Origin of the sequence: Streptosporangium canum (genome assembly GCF_900113865.1) — a bacterium.
Taxonomy (GTDB): domain Bacteria; phylum Actinomycetota; class Actinomycetes; order Streptosporangiales; family Streptosporangiaceae; genus Streptosporangium; species Streptosporangium canum.
Genome location: NZ_FOQY01000006.1, coordinates 100,880 through 121,742 on the forward strand (window position 1 = coordinate 100,880; position 20,863 = coordinate 121,742).

Here is a 20,863-nt window from a genome sequence, read left to right on the forward strand (position 1 = left end):
CTCGCATGGAACTGGCGGTCGACGGTGGACAGAGCGGGCTGCGGCTCGGGCTCGCGTCCGGCGGGCGGATACTCCTGACCCGCGAAGAACCGGGCCTGGCCTACGCGAGCGGGCTCACGGTCGACGCCGTCGCGCGGAAGGTGCTGGCGGCCTGGCGAGCCCTGGCTCCGGCGGTCGCCCCCGGGGCCTCGGCCCTGCCGGAGGCCACAGGCGCCTCGGTCCCGCCGGACGCCCCGGTCGGCACGGTCTGCCTCGGGCTCACCACGCTGCTGGGCGGACCCGCCGCCGACCGGGAGCTGGCCGAGCGCCTGTTCGCCGGGATCGGCGCCCGGCGCGTCCTGCTCACCAGCGACGTCGTCACCGCGCACGCCGGCGCCTTCGCCGGGCGCTCCGGCGTCGTCCTCGCCGCGGGCACCGGTGCGATCGCCCTGGGGGTGGCCCCGGACGGCCACGCCCGGCAGGTGGACGGCTGGGGATACCTGTACGGCGACGCGGGCAGCGGCTTCTGGATCGGCCGGCGCGGCCTCGACGCCGCCTACCGGGGGTTCGACGGCCGCGCGACCCCGGGCCCGCTCACCGACCGCGCCCGGCACGTGTTCGGCGATCTGGGAACCGCGCCCCAGCGGCTCTACCTGTCCTCCGACGCCGTCGCCCAGGTCGCGGGCTTCGCCGTCCACGTGCTCGACCTGGCCGGCGAGGACGCGACCGCGCGGGCGATCGTCGAAGAGGCCGGCCGCGAGCTCGCGGCAAGCGTCGCCGCCGCCGCCCGCTCCCTCCCCGGCGACGAGCCGGTGCCCGTCTCCTGGACCGGCCGCCTGCTCCGCGCACCGGCCCTGCGGGCGGCCTTCGAAGCCGAGCTGACGGCCCGCCTGCCCCGGGCCCTGCCGGCGCCCCCGGAGGGCGACGGCCTCGCGGGCGCCGCCCTCCTCGCCGCCACCTCCCGGCCCGGCCACTACCGGACGCTCATCCGGACGGTGGAGCGATGAGAGTCGGGTACGGGGCGGCCCGCCTGCCCGTCCCTCCCGGCACGCCGATGGGCGGCTACCTCGACCGGCCCGGTGCCTCGGCCGGCGAGCTCGACCCGCTGCAGGTGGGCGTGATCACCTGGTCCGACGGGCGGCGGCGCTTCGCGCTGGCGGTGGCGGACGTGATATGCGTCAACGACGACCTCTCCCGGCAGGCCAGGCAGGCGGTCTCGGCGACCTGCGAGCTGTGGCTGGCCGCGACGCACACCCACGCGGGCCCGGAGACCGGGTGCGTGCCCGGCGGCGGGCCGACGCCGCAGCCCTGGCGCGACCGGATCGTCGAAGCCACCCGCACCGCCCTCGCGCGCGCGATGGCCGCCGAACGGCCCGCGAGGGGCTCGGCTCACCAGGGCGGGCTACGCGACGTGGGCGCCGCCCGCGGCATGCCGTCGGCCGAGCCTCTGGTCCCGCTGGACGTCCTGGCCGTCCGGGATCCGGCCGGCCGCCTGGAGGGTGTCCTGGTCGTGCTCCCCGTTCACCCCACGGTGCTGCCCCCGGACAATCTCCTGGTGAGCGCCGACCTGACCGGCGCGGTGCGCGGGGCCGTACGGGCACGGCTGGGACCGGATGTCTGGGTCCTGGTCGCGGCCGGTACGGCCGGCGACATCAGCACCCGGCACACCCGCCGGGGCCAGGACGCCGCCGAACTCGACCGGCTCGGCGGCCTCGTCGCCGATCGGTGCGCCGAACTCCTCGACGCCGCCCCCGCCGCCGAGGCCTGGAGCCCCGGCTCCGTGATCGGCTGGGCGTCGCGGCGGTGCTCCCTGGCCCGCGACTCCTCGGTCGCCGACCCGCACGCCCTGCTCGCCGAGCTGCGCGCCGCCCACGAGCGGTCCCGCGCCGCCGGCGACGCGACCGCCACGCGCATGGCCCTGAGCCGCCTGGAAGGCGCCCGCCTCCTCACCGAGGCGGCCCCGGAGCCCGCACCCGGCGCCGCCGGGACGGGCGCCGCCCGCCCACCGGCCGGAAAGCCGCCGGCGCCGGCGTCCATCACCACCGAGGTGAGCGCCGTGCGCCTCGGCGGGCTCGCGCTGGCCGCTCTGCCGGGTGAGCCCTTCGTCGCCACGGGCGAGGCCGTCCGCCGGACGCGCCCGGACCCGACGTTCGTGCTGGGATACGTCAACGGCTATCCGGGCTACCTGCCGACGGCCGCCGCCTACGCCGGCCAGGAGTACGAGGTGCTGGCCTGCCGGGTCGCACCCGGCAGCGCCGAGTACCTCGCCACGACCGTCGCAGACCTGCTGCACGACCTCGACACCCCGGAGGAATCATGATCGGCCAGGCGGCGTATGCGGAGATCGCGCGGGCGGCGGTCGACCGGCTGCTCACCGGAGAGCGCGCGGCCATCGCGCGTGCCGGGGAGCTGGTCTTCCACGCGCTGCGAGCCGGCGGGGTGCTCCAGGCGTTCGGCACCGGGCACTCCAGGTCGGTCGCCCTGGAGCTGGTGGGCCGGGCCGGCGGGCTGGTCCCCGCCAACCAGCTCGGCATCCGCGACGTCGTCTACTACGGCGACGCCGTCCCCGCGGCCATCCTCGACCCGAAGGTCGAGCGCGAGCCCGGGCTGGCGGAGCGGATCTGGGAGCTGGCCGACATCCGGCCGGAGGACGTCTTCGTGATCATCTCGAACTCGGGCGGCAACGCCTCGGTCGTCGAGATGGCCCGCCTCGCCGCCGACCGCGGGCATGTCGTGATCGCCATCACCTCCCGCGCGCACACGAGCCGGATCACCGGGCGGGAGCGGCTCGCCGACCTGGCCCACGTGGTCGTCGACAACGGCGCGCCGTACGGTGACGCGACCATGGAGCTGCCCGGCGGGGACGTCGTCTGCCCGGTCTCCAACCTCACCGGCGTCCTGATCGCCCAGCTCCTGGTCGCCGAGGTGGCCGGCCGGTACGTCGCCGCGGGTGAATCGCCGCCCGTGTTCAGGTCGGCCAACACCCCGGGCGGCGACGCCCGCAACGACCTGCTCCTGGCCGGGTACGGCCGGCGGGTGCGGCTCGGCGACGCCTGACCGCTAGCGGAGCGACCGCTCCATCACCAGCCGGTACGGCTGCCGCGGACGCCCGGCCTGAGCCGCGCGCACGGTCGGCATGGGCCAGGCCAGGCCCTCCTCCACCAGGCCCTGCAGGACCCGGCGCGCGCTGCGCGGGGCGATCGACAGGATGTCCGCCACGATCTCGGCGTCCACCACCCTCGCCTCGGGCCCGTCGCCGAGCCCCTCGACCAGCCGCTCCAGGACCTTCGCCGCCTTCGAGGTCACCGCGGGCTCGCTCACCGGCTCGGCCTTGGGGCGCCGGCGCAGCGGCAGGGACAGCACCGTTCCGTCCAGGCCGACGAGGAAGGCCGCGGTGGCGTCGGCGTTGCGCGCCTTCTCCACGGCGAGCATCGCGTTGGAGTCGGCGTCCCGGGCGGTGTTGCCCAGGCCGATGCCGACCTCGACCGCGACGCCCACGTCGGTGCGGATCCGGTCGATGAAGGGCGCGGCCCGGAAGCCGTCGGTCGCCTGCGACAGCGAGCCGACGGTGGCGGTGACCACGTAGCTGTTCTCGTCGCGCGGCACCACGGTGGCGCCCATCAGCCTGGCGTCGGCCAGCAGCGCCTGCTGCAGCGAGAGCTTCAGCTCCTGCTGCCAGTAGTTGCCCGGCCCCGAGTAGCTGGGCCGGGCCGAGGCGGCCAGCTCCACCAGGACGATGGCGATCTGCGACTCCTCCAGCCGGCTGCCCGTCCCGAGGAGCGCGGCGGTGTTGAGCGCGAGCCGCAACGTGTGCGGGGTCGGCAGCATCCGCAGCACGGGCACCTGGGCGGCGGCCAGCTTCTTGGCCACGGTCCTGATCGTGGTCAGCGCCGCGGTCGTGTCCCCTTGCCGGTAGAGCTTCTCGTGGAAGCCGATGAAGCCGCGCGCCGACTCCGGCTGGTCGTACTCCGACAGATGGACGTGGTCGGTGCTCACGCCGATCTCACCGTAGGCCTCGCGCACGTCCGCGGCGGAGATCGAGTCGATGCTGACCCTGGCCGGGTCGATGCCGTGGCTGAGCACGCCCCGCAGCAGGCTGGAGTAGAGGCCGGAGCCGTTGACCGGGACGAACGTCGCGGGCACCGGCAGCTCACCGGCCTGCCGGGCCAGGTCGTGCTGGAGAGGCCCGGTGAAGAGGACGACGTCGATGCTGTCGGCGATCTTGCAGAACTTCTCGTATGTCTCGTGCTCCTCCGCGTGCGGCGCGCCGACCAGCCGCCAGTCCGCGGCCGCGGGCAGATCCGCCCCGATCGACATGATCTGCTCGACCAGGTCGTGCGGCCCCACGACGCCGATCGTCACCCTCGATCGCGTCTCGGACCGTAGCCGCTCCATGACCGTTGTCACCCCTTATCCGAGTCGCCCCCATCGGGATCATAAATCGCGCTCAGGGTGCGGTCACCTGACTGGAACGTGCTCGCCGGGCGTTGTCCCGCCACTGGAGCAGATCGGTCATCGTTCCACCGAGCACGGCGGCTCTGGCATCGTCGCTGAGATCACTGAAGAGTACCCGTCCGAGCGACATCCGGAGGTCGATGAACGGGAAGTCGGAGCCGAACACCACCTGCCGCGGACCGACCTCGCGCACCATGCGGGCGAGGTCGGCGCCGGTGTTGTACGAACCGCACACCTCCAGCACCACCCCCGGACGGCGCTGCGCCACCTCGATGGCCGCGTCGAACCCCAGCGGGGTGGCTCCCGCGTGCCCGGCGAGGATCACCGCCCCCGGATACCGGACGGCCATCTCCTCCACCATGGGCAGGTCGTTGTACGGCGAGCCGTCGTAGGTGTGCGTGAGCACCGGGCAGCCGGTGCGCTGCGCGAACTCCCACACCGGCGCGTACCTCGGGCCCGTGAGCGGGTAGACGTGCAGGTCCGGGTGGAGCTTGACGCCCCCGAAACGGGGGTCGTCACCCCACTTCCCGATCTCCCCCACCGGGTCCTGCCACGGGTTGACGGTCAGGTAGCCGGTGAACCGGCCGGGGGCGTGGTCGACGACCGCGGCGGTCGCCGCGTTGCCCGCCGCGGCGTCGAGCTGGATCGCCAGGTGGCTGGAGAGGACGGCGTGCGACACCCCGCACCGGTCCATCACCCTGACCATCGCCGCCGGCCCCGCGTCGGGGATGAAGAACAGGCTGTACGGCCCGGCGTGCGCGTGCGCGTCGACGATCCGCAGACTGTGCTGGGGACGGCGCTCCCGGAGGGCGGCCGTGAGGGGGTTCACGCTACTCTCACCTTCTCGCGGAGCAGGCTCCGCAGGTTGCCCGCGCCGATCGCGGCCACCGCGCCGTCGCCGAGCTCCGACCAGAGCAGCCGGGTGACCGCCTCGGCCGGGTCACGGGTGGGCGCGCCGGTGCCGAAGAGCAGCCGCTGCTCGCCGAACCGCTCGACGAGCCACTCCAGACCGCAGTGCGAGGAGAGGTTGGCCAGCCCCAGGTGGACGTTCTCCGTGCGGGCCAGGACGCCGGCCGCCTGGCGCAGGACGCGGTAGCCGAGCCCGCCGACCACGATCGCGAGGTGCGGGCGGGCCGCGGCGACCGCCTCCACCTGCGGCCACGTGGTCTGGGCGGCGTCGAGCAGCAGCGGGAGGCCGGCTTCGGCGACCGCGTCGAGCACCGGCGCCGCGTCCACACCCGCGAGGTCGTAGCCGTGGTCGACGGGGTAGGCGCGCACCGCGCGGACCCCGCCCTCCAGGGCGGCGGTCACGAACTCCGCCGGGGTGCCCGTCTCCCCGCAGGTGTCGGGGAGCATCACCCAGCACGGGTGCAGCCGGGGCTGGCCGGCGACCAGCTCCAGCAGCGCCTGGTTGCCGGTGCGGGGGTCGTGCAGCCACGACAGCGTGTGCCCGACCAGCGCCTCGGAGATGCCGAAGCGGTCCATCCCGGCCAGCGCCTCCGCGACGGTGCCCGCGCCGACGTCGCGCGCGGGATGGCGGCCCAGCATCGCGTCGGCGTCGAGCAGCACATGCCCTCGGCTACTCATCGGCCGCTGCTTCCAGGCGCCAGCGGCCGGACGAGGGCAGGGTGACCGTGAGGCCCGGGCGCAGCCGTACCCCGTTGAGCGCCAGCCTGGTCACGCCGGGGGCGTGGACCCTCAGTTCGGTGCACCGGTCGGTGTCCACCACCGCGGCGAACCCCCCTTGGTAGGTGACGTCGGCCGCGACCAGCCCCCGGGCCTCGACCAGGGCGATCCCGTCGTGGACGAGGGAGGGGCCCCAGCAGGCGGCGGCGAGCAGGACGCCCCCGGTGTCGCAGCGCGTCCACTGGTGACCCGAGAAGGCGTCGACGACGCCGTCGAGGGAGACCTCGCCGCCGCGCAGCCGTACCGCCGGAGGGTCCTCGGCGTAGGGGAAGAGGCCGACCGTGAACGTTCCGGCCCGCTGGCGCAGGCCGAGGGTGTGGATCTCGCCGTACTCCGCGGTCCTGGTCGAGGGGTCGGGGATCCGGCTCGGCCCGCTGCCGTGCAGGACGCCGGTGACCGCCTCGGGCTCGGCGGGGAGCACGTAGAGGCCGGGGCCCCGCACGTTGGCGTGTCCCCCCGCGCGTTCCGACCAGGGCGAGCGGCCGTGCACCTGCCAGACGGCCTCCGGGCCGTCCTCGATCTCGTCGGTCACCAGCCAGTACGACGGGGATTCACGGACGAAGACGATCCGCCGGTCGTGCCTCTTGGGGTAGCCGTGATGGTGGCCCGCGAACACGTCGACGTGCGGCAGCGCCGCGAACGTGTCGCAGGTGGCGTCCCGGTCGGCGGCGAACTCCTCGCCCGGCAGGAGCACCGTGTTGTGCCCGCGGGTCGCCTGGAACCAGTCGTAGTAGCCGGGATCGTCGTAGGACGGCGGACCGCCCGCCTCCCACGCCAGCGGCACGCCCCAGCCGGACAGCACGAAGTCCAGCGCCGCGTGGTGGCTGTGCGGCTCCAGCTCGTGGCCGACGAACGGCCCGTAGTTCACCACGGTGTGCAGCGAGTCGGGCTCCCAGCCGGTACGGAAGACCGCGTACCGGCTGGTGTCCAGGGTGCGGGAGGAGGAGTCGGGCTCGCCCGCCGGAGCGGGCGCGGGCGCGGGCGCGCCGTCCGGGCGGGGCGGCAGCCACGCCAGCTCGCCGCGCAGCTGCTCGGGCGTCAGCCAGCGCCGGGCGAGCGCCTCGTAGCCGGGGTCGCCGAGCAGGTAGTGGCCGCGCAGCAGGTGCGCGGCGGGCCAGTACAGGCCGCTGTCCTGCAGGTGGGGAATCCACCCGGCGGGGGTGACGAGCGCGACGTACCAGTCGTGCATGGCCCGGACGCGCGGGTGGGCGGCGAGGTCCCAGCCGAGGTACTGCTCGCCGATGACGGCGGCCCGCTGGACGGCCTCGACGCACATGCTGTGGTAGCCGGGAGAGCGCTCGTGGTGCCCGCCGTCGGCCCGCACGTCGAGTTCGAGGTGGTCGAGGATCCGCGCCTTCGCGACCTCGGCCCAGCCGCTCGCCTCGTCGAACTCGGGGAAGACCGCGGCGACGTGCAGGAGCTCGGACGCGCACGCGAACTGCCAGTTGCCCTGCCGGAACTCGTCGTGCTCCTCGGCCGCCCAGCGGGCGCCGCCGAGGACGGTCTTCACCATCCGCAGCCAGCCCTCGCGGCTGAGCGCGGGCTCCTCGCCGAAGACCGCCAGGGCCTGGGTGATCAGGGAGGAGCGCGACCAGACGCCGAGGGAGTACCAGACGACGTCGAGACCGGGCCAGTCTCCGGCCACGTGGTCCCGGCTGTCGTACCACTGGCCGAACAGCCGGTCCCACTCCTTGGCGTAGGCCGGGTCGCCGGTCAGCGCGTAGGCCGAGACCAGCGGCGACATCCACCTCAGGTAGTGGAACCCGTAGAGCCTCGACCGGCCGCGGCCCTTGTCCAGGAAGTCGACCTCGGTGCCGAGGAGTTCGTCGGCGGCGGCGACGGCCTGGGCGGCGGTCTCCGTCCCGGACATGCCCGCCGCCCAGCGGGCGACGTCGAACACCGGCCGGGGCCCGGTCCTGGTGGACAGGTGGCGGCGCAGCTCCTCCACCGTCGCGGTCCCGGTCGCCGCGAGCAGGTCCTCATCGGTGATGTGACGCATCCGCACGGGATCGATGTGTGGCGGTTTCTCCACGTACTGCACGTCAGTCCCTCCCCACGACCTTCACCGGCAGGCCCGTCCGCGCGGACTCGTGCGCGGCGGCGAGCACCGCGGTGACGTGGCGGGAGCTCTCAACCGTGATCAACGGCTCGGTTCCCGTCCGGGCGCAGTGCACGAAGTGCTCGATGGCGTCGCGGTAGGCGCCGGCCGGAATGCCGTGGACGACGCGCTGGAGCATGTTCCGCGGGTAGGTGTAGCCCTTGTCGGTGGCGAGCTGGATGTTCTCCCGCTGCCGGTCGAGCTGGACCACGCCGTCCTCTCCGACCACGGTGACGTAGCTGTCGACCATGGTCGGGAAGGTGTTGGGATAGATCCAGGCCGACTCGAACGTGGCTGTGGCGCCCCGGCTGAACCGGGCCTGGATCTGCATGGCGTCCGGGGTGTCGACGCCCCTCGCCCGGAGCTTGCCGTAGCGGGCCGTCGCGAAGACCTCGACCACCTCGTCGTCGAACAGCCAGGTCACCAGGTCGATGTCGTGGCTGGACAGGAACCAGGCGCAGGTCGTCCGGTCCGCCCAGCCGATCATCTCGGTGGGCACGTGGATCGTGTCGTTCTTCCTCGCGTAGCCCACGACCGCCTCCCCCAGCAGGGGCATCTGGTCCTTGGCCTGGGCGTAGGCGGGCACCCAGCGGTGGTTGAACAGGCACATCGCGACCACGCCCGCCCGCCGGATCGCCGCGAGCGCGCGGTCGGCGTCGGCCACCGTCGTGGTGAACGGCTTCTCCACCAGGATGTGGACGCCCGCCTCGGCCGCCGCCACCATCACGTCGGCGTGCAGGTGGTCGGGCGTGGTGACCGACACCGCGTCGACCGTGCCTGAGGCCAGCAACTCCTGGTAGTCGGGGTAGACGGCGGCTCCCACCCGCCCGGCCAGGTCCTCCGCGTGCTCCCGGGTACGGCTGGCCACGGCGGTGATCTCGGCGTACGGGTGGGCCGCCAGCACCTCGGCGTGCCCGCGGCCCATGATTCCGGCGCCCACGATGCCGACTCGTAGCTTAGACAAGAGCGTCATTCCAATTCTTCTCTGCGGTGTCGAGCGCGTCCTTCACGCTCTTCTGCCCCTGGAACACGGCGCGGATCTCCTCCGCCAGGGACTCGGCGAGCTCGGTGTCCTTGGCCGTGCCCATCGGGGTGTACTCCAGCTTCGGCAGCCCCTTGACGATCACCTGGCGGGCGACGTCCACCGGCTCGGTACCGCCGGTGCCGGCGAAGAAGGCGTCCTTCGTCGAGGAGATCGTCGACGGGTAGATCGGCACGATCTTGCAGAAGGCGAGCTGGTTGGCGCCGTTGGTGAAGAACTTGATGAACTCGGCCGCCGCCTTCTTGTGCTTGGAGGCCTTGGGGATCGTGAACGTCTGCTGGGCGTTGAGCAGGTAGCCGCCGCCGGCCGTCTGGACGGGCTCGGTGACGACGAGGTCCTTGTAGATGTCGGGGGCGTTCTTCTGGATGTTGACCAGGGTCGAGCCGTTGGCACTGGCGGTGAAGGCGATCTGGCCGTTGTCGAGGCTCTGCGGGAGGGCGCGGACGTCCTTGGAGACGGAGCCCGGCGCGATGCCGTGCTCGTCGTAGCTCTTCTTGAACTTCTCGATGATCGCGGCGACCTCGGGGGTGTTGAACGCCGCCTTCTTCTTGTCCTCCGACAGCAGTGTGACCCCGTAGTAGCGCAGCACGGAGACGACGGACGGCCCGGGGATCTCGTTGATGCCGTAGACCTTGGTCTCGTCGTAGACCTTGGCCGCCAGGGCCAGCGCCTCGTCGTAGGTCTTCGGCGGCGCCTTCTCGTCGAAGCCGGCCTTGGACACGACCGACTTGCGGTACATCGCCACCGGGGCGCCGCCGTTGTACCAGGGCACCCCGTAGAGCTTGCCGTCCTGGCGCAGCGGCGCCACCAGGTTCGGCTGGAAGTCGGCCAGCTCCTCCGGCGTGAAGTAGTCGTCCATCGGCGCCAGCGACGGGATGAACCTGCCGAGGTCGGGAGAGCCCAGGTTGACCGCGTCGGGCACGTCGCCGCTGGCCATGGCCGCGAGCAGCTTGGTCGCGCTGTCCTGGCCGGGCACGTCCACCCACTTGACGGTGACCTTGGGGTGGTCCTTCTGGTACTGGGTGATCAGCCCGGTGACATAGTCGTTGAAGTTCTTCTTCAGGTTGATCGTCCAGAATTCGACCTCACCCTCGAACGGCTGGTCGGCCGCGGCGGATGGGGTGCCGGCGGAGGTGCCCGCCACACAGCCGGTGGTGAGAACCGCCAGCGCCAGCAGCCCTGCCGCTAACGCCGTCCTGGGTGGAGTCATTACGAGCCTCCTGAATTGCGGCCGTCCTTAAATCATTCTTTCGGCACAATGTCAGCCCGATCCCGACCCGTCAAGCCCCTCGATCCATCTCGCTCACAACTCATCCGGCCAGCCTGTTCACCCTTGACGAACGCGATTCGGCAAAGATACGCTCCCGGAATTCTGGCCTGCCGTTATCTAATCTACGGCCCTCACAAATTCGCGCTGAAGGGTGTTAGCGCCGATGGCCATACACGTACAAGAGAGCCACGCGCCTTCGGCGGCCCCGGCGCGGCGTGGCCGCAGGAAACGCGACGTACGAGCGCCACAGCCCGGCAGGTTGCCGGGGCAGCGCTGGTACACCCCCTATCTGTTCCCGCTGCCCGCCCTGATCCTGTTCGGGATCTTCTTCGCGTGGCCGGCGATCACCGCGATCCAGCTGTCGTTCTTCGACTGGGACGCGATCTCCGAGCCGGTCTTCGTGGGCGCGGGCAACTTCGTCCGGCTCATGGGCGACGACAGGTTCTGGACCGGCCTGGGCAATTCGCTGCTGTTCCTGGTGGGGATGTTCCCGCTGCTCGTCATCGTCCCGCTGCTGCTGGCCGTACTCGTCAACCAGCGGCTGCCGGGCATCAAGACGTTCCGGATGCTCTACTACCTGCCCGTGGTGACCTCGATGGTCGCGGTCGGCGTCGCCTGGGAGTACGTCTTCAACCAGCAGGGCGTGCTCAACTGGATCCTCACCGGCTTCGGCGTCCTCGACCAGCCGATCCAGTATCTCCTCGACCCCGTGTGGGCCCTTCCGGCCCTCGTCCTCGTCGAGGGCTGGAAGAGCATGGGCGTCTTCATGATGATCTATCTCGCCGGGCTGCAGACCATCCCCACGAACCTCTACGAGGCCGCCAAGGTCGACGGCGCCTCGGCCTGGCACCGGCTGCGCCACATCACCGTCCCGCTGATCGTCCCCTACATCGCGGTCACGCTGACCATGGAGATGCTCGAGGCGATGCAGGTCTTCACGTCCGTCTACGTGATGACCCAGGGCGGCCCCCAGGACTCCACCCTCACGCTCGGCTACTACATCTGGTCGGCGGCCTTCCAGAAGTACGACATGGGTTACGCCAGCGCCATGGGCCTCGTCCTGTGGGTCCTTCTGGTCCTCATGGCTCTCGCCAACTACCGGATCACCAAGGGAAGGACGGTCACGCCATGACGCCGAGGCTCGCCTTCTGGCTGCGGCGCGCGGGCATGTACGTCCTGCTGACCGCGATCGCCCTCGTCTTCGTCGGCCCGTTCCTGATCCTGCTCTCGGCGGCCTTCAAGCCCGCCGGCCAGGCCGTCTTCTCCTTCCCTCCCGACATCATCCCCCGGCCCCCGGTCCTGACCTGGGTGAAGGAGGCGTGGACGACCATCCCCTACCCGACCTACCTGCTCAACTCGGTCGTCTACGTCGGCGTGATGGTGCCCGTCTACATCATCGTCTCCGCGCTGTGCGCCTACCCGCTCGCCCAGATGAACTTCCGCGGCAAGAACCTCATCTTCTTCGCCATCCTGTCGACGATGTTCCTGCCGGGCGAGGTCATGCTCCTCCCCCGCTTCCTGGTGGTCTCGCAGCTCGGCCTGGCCGACACCTACGCGGGCGTGATCCTGCCGGGCCTGCTGTCGGCTTTCGGGATCTTCCTGCTCCGCCAGACCTTCACGGGCGTGCCGCGCGAGGTCATCGACGCCGCCCGCACCGACGGCTGCCACGAACTGCGGATCTTCTGGCACGTCATGCTGCCCGCCGCACGTCCCACCCTGGCGATTCTCGGCATCTTCGGCTTCATCTCGGTCTGGAACAGCTTCATCTGGCCGATGGTCGTGCTGAAGGACTCCGCGATGTACCCGATCGCGCTGGGGATCTCCTACCTCGCGGGCGTCACCGGCACCGACGTCCGCAGCCTCGCCGCCGGGACGGTCATCTCGATCCTGCCCGTCGTCATCTTCTTCATGATCATGCAACGTCACGTACTCGAAGGCATGCGCGGCGCGGTCAAGGGCTGACGTCGCGCCAGCGGTGATCGAACAATGAGAGGTGGTCGAATCATGCTGTCACGCAGGCAATTCGCGCTGGGAGCCCTCGCCATGGGAGTTCTCGGCACCACAGGTACGGCCCGCGCCGCCGCGGGCCACGACTACACGGCCAGGGAGACCTTCGACCTGTTCGACAAGGTCTTCCACTCCAGCGGCGCCCTCGGCCAGCCGACCGACCACAACGAGCAGGGCGGCCTGGGCTGGGGGCAGTCCTACGCGCTCGCCGCCTTCATCCGGATGTACGAGGCCTACCAGGACACCTCCTACCTGGACCGGCTCGTCCACAACGCCGACCTCATGCTGGCCATGCGCGACTCGGAGCGGGGCGTGGCCGACTACCGCGGCCTCTCGCTGCCCGTCTGGCGCAACCGGAGCTACACCGCCGGAGGCGTCACCCTGCTCGACCCGGCAGGGCAGCCGCTGCTGGAGGTGCGCAGCGCGCTGACCAACGTCGACGACGCCGTCGCGACCGTCCGGGCGGGCACGAGTGAGGACCGGTTCACCCTGGAGGTGGCCAACGCCCCCAAGGCCAAGGTGTCCACCTTCGCCAACCTCACCATGGACCCGGCCAGCCCCGACTACGCCGTGCGCCGCGTCCTCGACGCCTACCCGTCGGCGGTCATGGTGACCGTCCGCGACCTCAGGGACTCGCCGGCCGCGGGTCCGATCCCCGCCCTGGGGACGGCCAGGCTGGCCGCCGCGCCGGCGCACTTCTCCGTGCACACCGGCATGATCACCTATCCGCTGGCGTCGTTCGTGCGGATCGTCTACCGCACCCCGGTCCTGCGCCGTGACCGGCGCTACAAGGCCAAGGCCGACGAGTATCTCGCGGCCGTCCGGGACGCCGCGGCCGTCCACGACCGCGAGTGGGTGCAGAACGACGCCGGGCTCGGCCACTTCATCTGGCCCAAGGGGATGCCCGTCCCCTACGACGGCACGGAACAGCCCACCAACCAGAGCCTCGGGCTGGGCCAGACCTACGCCGAGCTGGCCGCCGCGACCGGCGACCCCACCTACCTGGACCGCACCCGCCGGCTGGCCCGCGCGTTCGCCGGGGACCTGAAGGTCGACGCGGACGACGCCTACGTCTGGCCGTACTGGCCGACGTTCGGCAAGATGTACAACGGCTACACCAAGGCCGACGACGTCTCCGACTACACCCCGTCGTACGGATCTCCGGGCAAGGGCGCCCAGCAGGTCGAGGACCTCAGCCACGGCGCGATCGACGTCGAGTTCGCCGCGCTGGCCTTCCGCCGGAAGATCCACTACAGGGGCCGCGACATGGAGCGCTTCGCCCGGACCTACACCAAGAACCTCGCGACCTCCGACAACGGTGTGGCGACCACCCTCGTCCGGGTCGACGGCACCGGCGCCCTGGCCACCGCCGGGCAGTACCTCCAGGCTCCCCGCTGGATGCCGGTGGCCCAGTGGGACGAGACCCTCTTCACCCATGCCCGCGCGGTCTACGACGACCACGCCGTCGAGTCGCAGTACGGCTCCACGCTGCTCTGCGTCGCCTACCTCAACTGGCACGCCCGCCGGTCCTGACCGGGGATCGCGCCGGGGGACACCGATCACACGGGGAAGGCCCGGGACCGACGCCGGGAGCGCCGATCCCGGGCCTTCCCGGGGACTGCCTCGGAGAACCTCGCCGCCGGACGCCCGGCGGCTCGGGACACTAGCCGAGCGCCGCCTTGTAGAGGTCGGCGGTGTAGTAGGTGGCGGGGTCGGGAGACTCCTTGATCTTGCCCATGGTGACGAAGATGTCGGCCAGGCCCTTGTACCAGCCGCCGACCGTGCCGTCGTCGCCGAACTTCGCGAGCTCGGCGCTGGGCAGGATCTTCGTGACGGCCGAGGCTCCCTTGAACTGCTCGGCCGGGACCTTCAGGAAGGTCGCGGTGAGCGTCTCGGCCTCGGCGGTGTTGGCCGCCACCCAGTCGTTCGCCTCCTGGATGACCTTGAGCACCTTGGTCACCGTCGCCGCGTCGTCCTTGACCAGCTCGTTGCGGGCGACGAAGGAGCTGGGGAAGCTCAGCTTGGGGTAGAAGTCCTCGCTCTTCTTCAGCTCGACCAGGTCGGGGACGTTCTTCTTGATGGTGTCGATCAGCGGGTACCAGATGGCGGCGGCGTCGACCTGCTTGGAGGAGAACGCGGTGACCACCGTGCTCGCGTCCATGGTGACCTTCTGCACGTCCGCCGGGGTGAGGCCCGCCTCCTTGAGGGCGAGCTGCAGGATCATGTCGCCGGAGGTGCCCTCGGGCACGCCGACCTTCTTGCCCTTCAGGTCGGCGATCGAGGTGATGCCGGAGCCGGCGTGGGTGATGACCCGGTCGGCCAGGCCGAGCATGTTCACCGCGATGATCTTCGCCTTCCCGGAGGCGGGCAGCCAGGTCGCGCCGGAGCCGATGTAGCCGAAGTCGAGGTCGCCCGCGCCCAGGGCCTGGATCTGCAGCGGGCCGTTGGTGAAGACCTTCAGCTCGGGCGTGAGGCCCTGCTTGGCCCACAGGCCCAGCTTGTCGGCGGCGGCGAGGGTCGCGCTGCCGGAGAAGTCGGCGATGTAGCCGAAGGAGACCTTCTTCGCGCCGTCGGCGGACTCGGCGGAGTCGGAGGAGCCGCAGGCGGCGACGGGGAGGAGCAGGGCCAGGGCGGCGCCGAAGAACGCGATCAGCCGGCGGGGATGCCTCATGACGAGGTCCTTTCCATGGGGGTGGGCTGGTGGTAGACGGAGTGCCAGACCTCCCGCCGGAGTTCGGCGAACTCCGGCGACAGGCGGATCTCCTCCGTGCGCGGATAGGGCAGGTCGACGTCGATCACGCGGTGCACCCGGCCGGGCCGGGCGGCCATGACGATCACCCGGTTGGCCAGGTAGACCGCCTCGTCCACGTCGTGGGTGATGAACAGCACCGTGCGGCGCTCCCGGCTCCAGGTGTCCAGCAGCCGGTCCTGGAGCTGGACCCGGGTGAGCGCGTCGAGGGCGCCGAACGGCTCGTCCATCAGCAGGATCGTGGGATCGACCGCGTAGGCGCGGGCGATGGCGCAGCGCTGCTTCATCCCGCCGGACAGGGTCTTCGGAAGCGCGTCGGCGAAGTCGGTGAGCCCCACCATGTCGATGAACCGCTCCGCCCTGCGGCGGCGCTCGGCGGCCCCGACACCGGCGATCTTCAGGCCGAACTCGACGTTCTTCCTGACGCTCATCCAGGGGAAGAGCGCGTACTGCTGGAAGATCACCCCGCGCTGCGGGCTGGGCCCGTGCACGGACTCCCCGTCCACCAGCACCTGCCCCGCGTCCGGCTCCAGCAGGCCGGCCGCGACGTTCATCAGCGTGCTCTTGCCGCAGCCGGACGGCCCGACGACGGTGACGAACTCGCCGTCGGCGATGTCCAGGCTCACCCTGTCCAGCGCGGCGAACTCCCCGCCGCCCAGGGCGAAGCTGTGCGAGACGTCACGGAACTCGATCTTCGGAGCACCGGAGACCACCGGGCTCACCTCCGCTCCTGCCAGTTCGTCAGGCGACGCTCGGCGAGGAGCAGCGCGCGGTCCATGATGAGGCCGATGAGGCCGATGACGATCAGCTGAACGAAGATCGTCGGAAGGTCGTAGTAGAGCTGGGACTGCTGCATGCGGTATCCGAGCCCCTCCTGGGCGGCGATCAGCTCGGCGGCCACCACCGTGGCCCAGGAGGCGCCGAGTCCGATGCGCATGCCGACGAGGATGAAGGGTGTGGAGGCGGGGACGACCACCCCGGTGAAGACGGTGCGGTCCTTGGCGCCGAGGACTCTGGCCGCGTTGATCAGCGTGGAGTCGACGGAGACCACGCCCTGGAAGGTGGAGACCACCGACGACAGGAACGAGGCCAGGAAGATCACGAATATCTTGGGGGTCTCGTCGATGCCCATGAGCACGATGGCCAGCGGGATGATCGCCAGCGGCGGGACCATGCGGAAGAACTGGAGCCACGGCTCGATCAGGCCCCGGATCACCGGGTACCAGCCCATCAGGAAGCCGACCGGCACGGCGAGCGCGACGCCGAGCACGAAACCGGTCAGCACCCGGCGGAGGCTGGCCAGGGCGTCACCCAGGAGCGTGCCGTCGCCGATCGACGTCACGGCGCGCTCGGCCACCTCGAGCGGGCCGGGGAAGCCCTGGATGCCGATGTTGGCCAGCACCACCCAGAGGAGCAGGCCGAGCAGGCCGGAACCGATCGTCAGCGGCAGCGTCGAGCGCCTCGTCCGGGAGCGGGCCTTCCCGGAGGGCGCGGGGCCCTTCCCGGTGACGGCCGCCTCCTGTACGGCGGGGGCCGCCGCGTCTTTCCTCACGGTGGCCATGCTCAGGCCACCTCGCCGGCCACGCCGTCGACGTCGGCGGCACGGTCGCCGTCGATGTCGGCCATGTAGCTCATCCAGGTGTAGGCGGGATCGCCGCGCCGCAGCAGCTCGCGGTAGAGCCGCCCGGTGAGCTCGCGCCGCACCCCGGCGTAGGCGGGGGCGGAGTAGACGTTGTGCAGTTCGTGCGGGTCGGTCTCCAGGTCGTAGAGCTCGTTCACGCTCTCGGGGTTGAAGACCAGCTTGTGCCGCCGGTCGCGGATCATCCGCTGGGAGTAGGGGAAGTGGTGGCCGTGGAACTCGGCGACCATCTCCTGCCGCCACCCGGGGGCCTCGCCCTCGATCAGCGGCAGCAGGCTCTCCCCGTCGCAGGGCTCGCGGGGCGGCAGCCCGGCCAGGCCGAGGATCGTGGGGTTGAGGTCGATCAGCGTGGCGAACTCGTCGACGACCCCGGCCGGAGCGCCGGGGACGCGGACGATGCCGGGGATGCGGTAGATGTCCTCGTACATCGCCGGGCCCTTGTCGTTGAGCCGGTGGGCGCCGGTGAACTCGCCGTGGTCTGCGGTGAAGACCACGGCCGTGTCATCCCAGAGGCCGTGCTCGCGCAGCGCGGCGAGCAGGCGGCCGATCTGGTCGTCGATCATCGTGACGTAGCCCCAGTAGACCGCGATCAGCTTGCGCCAGGCGTCGGCGTCGAAGTGGTCGGCCGACCAGTACTCGGCGTAGCGGCGCTGGACGTCGGGCTTGCCGGCGAAGGTCTCGGCCATCGAGGCCGGCAGCGGCACCTGCTCCGGGTCGTACATGTCGTAGTACTCGTCCGGGATGAGGTACGGCAGATGCGGGCCGTACCAGTGGCAGGAGAGCATGAACCGCTTGCCGCTGTCGTGGAAGTCGCGGGCGTAACCTTCGAGGAGCTCCAGGGTCCGATCGGTCAGGAACGCCTCCATCGTGGCCTCGGCGGGCTGCTGGAGGCGGCCCGCGATCAGGTGGCCGCGTCCGGAGTCGTTGGGCGCCTTGCCGAAGACCGCCTCGCGCACCGCGAACGGCGGGTGGCCCTTCTCCTTGAGCCACCGCTCGTAGGAGGGGTGGTGGAAGGGGTTGAGCGCGCCGGGCAGGTGCTCGCCGTCCATGGCGTAGAACTCGGGGCCCCGCTCGCGCCCGATGTGCCACTTGCCGACGTGGCCCATGTTGTAGCCCGCCTCAAGCAGCGGCGCCGACAGGATCGGGTGGGCGTCGTCGACCTCGTCGCGGGCGCCGCCGTTGCGCTCGGGGTTGACCAGCAGGCCGTGCCGGAAGGGATGCAGGCCGGTGAACAGGGAGGCGCGCGCGGGGGTGCAGATCGCGGTGGGCGTGTAGAAGCGATCGAACCGGGTGCCCTCCGCCGCCAGGCCGTCCAGCGCGGGAGTGCGCACCACCGGGTTGCCGTAGCACCCGAGCGTGTCGACCCGATGCTGATCGGTCATCAGGAACAGGACGTTGCGTGTGGACACTCGTTCTCCGATCGCTATTTTTCCTGAGGGTTGACATTAATGCTCGTCGACATCGTCCGCAAGAGGGGGTTATTGATCGTTCTTGCAGGCTATGTACCGATTTGTGGAGTTAAATTCCTCCGAAGGCCTGCGGAAACTCAGGGACGCAGGTGTCCGGGGATCGCCGGCTCCTCGTTCAGCAGGAGGGCGATCGCCCCCATGGCCGAGGCGTTCACTCCCAGGTCTGCGGGGGTCACCCCGATGCGGCGCCCGATCTTCGGCAGCGCCAGCCCGTCGATCGCCTGGCGGATCGGGTCGAGCACCAGGCTGCCCAGCGAGGCGAACTCGCCGCCCACGACGACGCGTTCGGGATCGAGCTGGACGACGGTGTCGGCCAGGATCCGGCCCAGGTCGGCGGCGGCCGCCGAGATCACCTCGCAGACCCCCGGCACCCGGTCCTGGGCCGCGGCGACCAGCGCGTCGAGGCCGGTCAGCGCGATTCCGCGCGCCGCGCAGACCTCCAGCAGCGCCTGGCTGCCGATGCGCCGCTCCAGGCAGCCCCGGCCGCCGCAGTGGCAGGGCGGCCCCTCGGGATCGAGGGAGACGTGGCCGATCTCGCCCGCCGCGCCGTGCGCCCCGCGCAGCAGCCGCCCGCCCACCACGAAACCACCGCCCACACCGACCGACCAGCGGACGTAGACCAGGTCGCCGACCGAGCGGGCCGCGCCCCAGGTGCTCTCCGCCAGCGCGGCCAGCCGCGCGTTGTTGTCGACCGCGACCCGCACCCCGAACTCCTCGGCCAGCCGCCGCGCGACCGGGGCGTGCCGGGCGGGGACGGTGCCGGCGGGCAGGGAGGGGTCGTCGACGATGCCGACGAGCCCGAGGCCGATCGCCTCCAGCGCGCCGAGCCGTATCCCGTGCTCCTCCCCCACCCGCCGCACCAGCCGCACGGCCGCCTCGGCCTGCGCCGGCGCGTCCGCGCCGGCCGGGATGTCCGCCATCCCGGTCGCGATGATCTCGTGCGCGACGTTGGCGATGGCCAGGCGGACCCGCCTGCGGCCCACGTCGAGCCCTATCAGCAGGCCGGCGCTGGGGTTGAGGGCGATGAGCGCGGCGGGGCGCCCCCGCCCGCGCGGCTCGGCGGGCAGCGCCTCGACCTCCACGACGGCGTCGCGCTCGATCAGCTCGGAGATGATCGAGAACAGGGTGGTGCGGGAGAGCCCGGTGCGCTGGGTCAGCTCGGCGCGGCTCAGCGCCCCGGCCGAGCGCAGTACGGCGACAGCGGCGTCCTCGTGCACGCGGCGGAGTCTCTGCAGCGCGTCGGCGGGCTTGTCCATGGGAGCATCATGACGAGATCGGTAAATATCGTCAACTCTTCGGATTAAATATCCGCCGCAAGCCGGAAACCGGTGTTGCCCGAGCTGCTGTCCGGGGTGTTGGAACTCCTGGCGGCGACACGGTAGCGGTTGCAGTAGGAGTCGTGGCACAGGTAGGAGCCGCCCCGCAGCACCCGGCTCTCCCCGCCGTCCGGGCCGCGCGGGTCCTCCAGCGGCCGGGCGAGGTGGTCGACGGCGAACCAGTCGGCGCACCACTCCCAGACGTTGCCGACCATGTTGTGCAGGCCGTAGCCGTTGGGCCGGTAGGCCTTCACCGGTGCGGTGGCGAGGTGGCCGTCCTCCTCGGTGTTGTGGGTGGGGAAGCGGCCCTGCCAGATGTTGCAGCGGTGCCGGCCACGCGGTGTCAGCTCGTCGCCCCACGGGTAGCGCGCCTGCTCCAGGCCGCCGCGCGCGGCGTACTCCCACTCGGCCTCCGTCGGCAGCCTGCCGCCCGACCAGGCGCAGTAGGCCTGCGCGTCCTGCCAGGAGACGTGCACGACAGGGTGGTCCTGGCGGTCGGCGACCGTACTGCCCGGCCCTTCGGGCGCGTGCCAGGCGGCGCCCTCGATCCCCAGCCACCAGGGGGTGGCGGCGGGTGAGGGCGCGCAGGCGCGCGTCGCCTCCGGCACGAGGAGGTGGAAGACGTAGGACCAGCCGAACCGCTCGGCGTCCGTCTCGTAGCCGGTCGCCTTCACGAAGGCGGCGAAGCGGGCGTTGGTCACCGCCGTGGACGCCAGCCGGAACGGCCGGAGCGTCACCGCCCTGACCGGCCCCTCCCCGTCGGAGGGGAAGCCGTCCCGGTCGTCGGTCCCCATCCGGAATGTCCCGCCCTCCAGCCGGACCAGCCCGCTCGCCCGCCCCCGCGCGGGCTCCGCGGCCGACGTCCGCGCCCCGCCCGAGGTACGGCCGGGCATGCAGCAGTGTTCGGTCATGCGTCTTCCTTCCGTTTTGCCCCAAAGAGTATGCCGACAGAAAGTCGTCGCGACGTCACGCTCCCGGCCGCGCCCCGGCGGGACCGGTGCGGTGACCTCGATCGGTCACGGCGGATCGGGCCGGTGATCGGGAGCACTCCCGGCGGATCCGGCCGCCGGGCATGGGATCGGTCCCGGCCGCCGGGCATGGGATCGGGCACCGCGCGCCGGGCCGGTCGCCGACTCATGCCCGCGGCCGTTGC

18 protein-coding genes are annotated in these 20,863 nt (G+C 71.7%); 6 read left to right on the forward strand and 12 right to left on the reverse strand.

Features of this window, described 5'->3' with window-relative positions:
- Positions 1 to 5 precede the first annotated feature (5 nt).
- Genes BM085_RS11205 through BM085_RS11215 form a run of 3 tightly spaced genes read left to right on the forward strand, consistent with a single transcriptional unit; the run spans position 6 to position 3,036 of the window.
- Entirely contained in the window at positions 6 to 986 is a 981-nt protein-coding gene (locus BM085_RS11205) for an N-acetylglucosamine kinase (protein ID WP_093886947.1), read from the forward strand.
- Positions 983 to 2,299, forward strand: coding sequence for a hypothetical protein (locus BM085_RS11210; protein WP_093886948.1), 1,317 nt, complete (start codon positions 983 to 985; stop codon positions 2,297 to 2,299). The genes BM085_RS11205 and BM085_RS11210 overlap by 4 nt, the downstream gene beginning before the upstream one ends.
- Positions 2,296 to 3,036, forward strand: a complete 741-nt coding sequence (locus BM085_RS11215; RefSeq protein ID WP_093886949.1) for an SIS domain-containing protein — start codon at positions 2,296 to 2,298, stop codon at positions 3,034 to 3,036. The genes BM085_RS11210 and BM085_RS11215 overlap by 4 nt, the downstream gene beginning before the upstream one ends.
- Positions 3,037 to 3,039: 3 nt before the next feature.
- Here BM085_RS11215 and BM085_RS11220 read toward each other — a convergent pair whose 3' ends face one another.
- The 6 genes from BM085_RS11220 to BM085_RS11245 are packed head-to-tail and all read right to left on the reverse strand — an operon-like array spanning position 3,040 to position 10,470.
- On the reverse strand, positions 3,040 to 4,374 hold the full coding sequence (locus tag BM085_RS11220) for a transcriptional regulator (protein WP_143120885.1): 1,335 nt from the start codon (positions 4,372 to 4,374) through the stop codon (positions 3,040 to 3,042).
- Positions 4,375 to 4,426: 52 nt separating this feature from the next.
- Positions 4,427 to 5,263, reverse strand: a complete 837-nt coding sequence (locus BM085_RS11225; protein WP_093886951.1) for an amidohydrolase family protein — start codon at positions 5,261 to 5,263, stop codon at positions 4,427 to 4,429.
- Positions 5,260 to 6,021 carry an amidohydrolase family protein gene (locus tag BM085_RS11230; RefSeq protein ID WP_093886952.1) on the reverse strand — a complete coding sequence of 254 codons (762 nt, stop codon included), beginning with the start codon at positions 6,019 to 6,021 and terminating at the stop codon, positions 5,260 to 5,262. Before BM085_RS11230 ends, BM085_RS11225 begins: the two co-directional genes overlap by 4 nt.
- The gene (locus BM085_RS11235; RefSeq protein ID WP_093886953.1) at positions 6,014 to 8,161 is read right to left on the reverse strand and encodes a heparinase II/III family protein; all 2,148 of its coding nucleotides are present in this window, start codon (positions 8,159 to 8,161) and stop codon (positions 6,014 to 6,016) included. Before BM085_RS11235 ends, BM085_RS11230 begins: the two co-directional genes overlap by 8 nt.
- Position 8,162: 1 nt before the next feature.
- Positions 8,163 to 9,191, reverse strand: a complete 1,029-nt coding sequence (locus tag BM085_RS11240; protein ID WP_093886954.1) for a Gfo/Idh/MocA family protein — start codon at positions 9,189 to 9,191, stop codon at positions 8,163 to 8,165.
- The gene (locus BM085_RS11245; RefSeq protein ID WP_093886955.1) at positions 9,175 to 10,470 is read right to left on the reverse strand and encodes an ABC transporter substrate-binding protein; all 1,296 of its coding nucleotides are present in this window, start codon (positions 10,468 to 10,470) and stop codon (positions 9,175 to 9,177) included. The genes BM085_RS11240 and BM085_RS11245 overlap by 17 nt, the downstream gene beginning before the upstream one ends.
- Positions 10,471 to 10,789: 319 nt before the next feature.
- On the opposite strand from BM085_RS11245, the gene BM085_RS11250 reads away from it, so the two are divergent.
- Genes BM085_RS11250 through BM085_RS11260 form a run of 3 tightly spaced genes read left to right on the forward strand, consistent with a single transcriptional unit; the run spans position 10,790 to position 14,070 of the window.
- Positions 10,790 to 11,662: a carbohydrate ABC transporter permease gene (locus tag BM085_RS11250; RefSeq protein WP_245789254.1), complete on the forward strand. Its 873-nt coding sequence runs from the start codon at positions 10,790 to 10,792 to the stop codon at positions 11,660 to 11,662.
- Positions 11,659 to 12,492 carry a carbohydrate ABC transporter permease gene (locus tag BM085_RS11255; RefSeq protein WP_093886957.1) on the forward strand — a complete coding sequence of 278 codons (834 nt, stop codon included), beginning with the start codon at positions 11,659 to 11,661 and terminating at the stop codon, positions 12,490 to 12,492. Before BM085_RS11250 ends, BM085_RS11255 begins: the two co-directional genes overlap by 4 nt.
- A gap of 42 nt (positions 12,493 to 12,534) precedes the next feature.
- Positions 12,535 to 14,070: a hypothetical protein gene (locus tag BM085_RS11260; protein WP_093886958.1), complete on the forward strand. Its 1,536-nt coding sequence runs from the start codon at positions 12,535 to 12,537 to the stop codon at positions 14,068 to 14,070.
- A 130-nt stretch (positions 14,071 to 14,200) separates the two neighbouring features.
- Here the strand turns inward: BM085_RS11260 and BM085_RS11265 are convergent, their stop codons facing one another.
- From BM085_RS11265 to BM085_RS11290, 6 genes are all read right to left on the reverse strand, one after another.
- Positions 14,201 to 15,208: an aliphatic sulfonate ABC transporter substrate-binding protein gene (locus BM085_RS11265; protein WP_093886959.1), complete on the reverse strand. Its 1,008-nt coding sequence runs from the start codon at positions 15,206 to 15,208 to the stop codon at positions 14,201 to 14,203.
- On the reverse strand, positions 15,205 to 16,008 hold the full coding sequence (locus tag BM085_RS11270) for an ABC transporter ATP-binding protein (protein WP_093886960.1): 804 nt from the start codon (positions 16,006 to 16,008) through the stop codon (positions 15,205 to 15,207). The genes BM085_RS11265 and BM085_RS11270 overlap by 4 nt, the downstream gene beginning before the upstream one ends.
- Positions 16,005 to 16,847, reverse strand: coding sequence for an ABC transporter permease (locus BM085_RS11275; RefSeq protein WP_093886961.1), 843 nt, complete (start codon positions 16,845 to 16,847; stop codon positions 16,005 to 16,007). The genes BM085_RS11270 and BM085_RS11275 overlap by 4 nt, the downstream gene beginning before the upstream one ends.
- 2 nt (positions 16,848 to 16,849) lie before the next feature.
- Positions 16,850 to 18,334, reverse strand: coding sequence for a sulfatase family protein (locus tag BM085_RS11280; protein ID WP_093886962.1), 1,485 nt, complete (start codon positions 18,332 to 18,334; stop codon positions 16,850 to 16,852).
- Positions 18,335 to 18,471: 137 nt separating this feature from the next.
- Complete coding sequence (locus tag BM085_RS11285; protein WP_093886963.1) at positions 18,472 to 19,650, reverse strand: ROK family protein; 1,179 nt, start codon at positions 19,648 to 19,650, stop codon at positions 18,472 to 18,474.
- A 44-nt stretch (positions 19,651 to 19,694) separates the two neighbouring features.
- Positions 19,695 to 20,621, reverse strand: coding sequence for a formylglycine-generating enzyme family protein (locus BM085_RS11290; RefSeq protein WP_093886964.1), 927 nt, complete (start codon positions 20,619 to 20,621; stop codon positions 19,695 to 19,697).
- Positions 20,622 to 20,863: the final 242 nt, after the last annotated feature.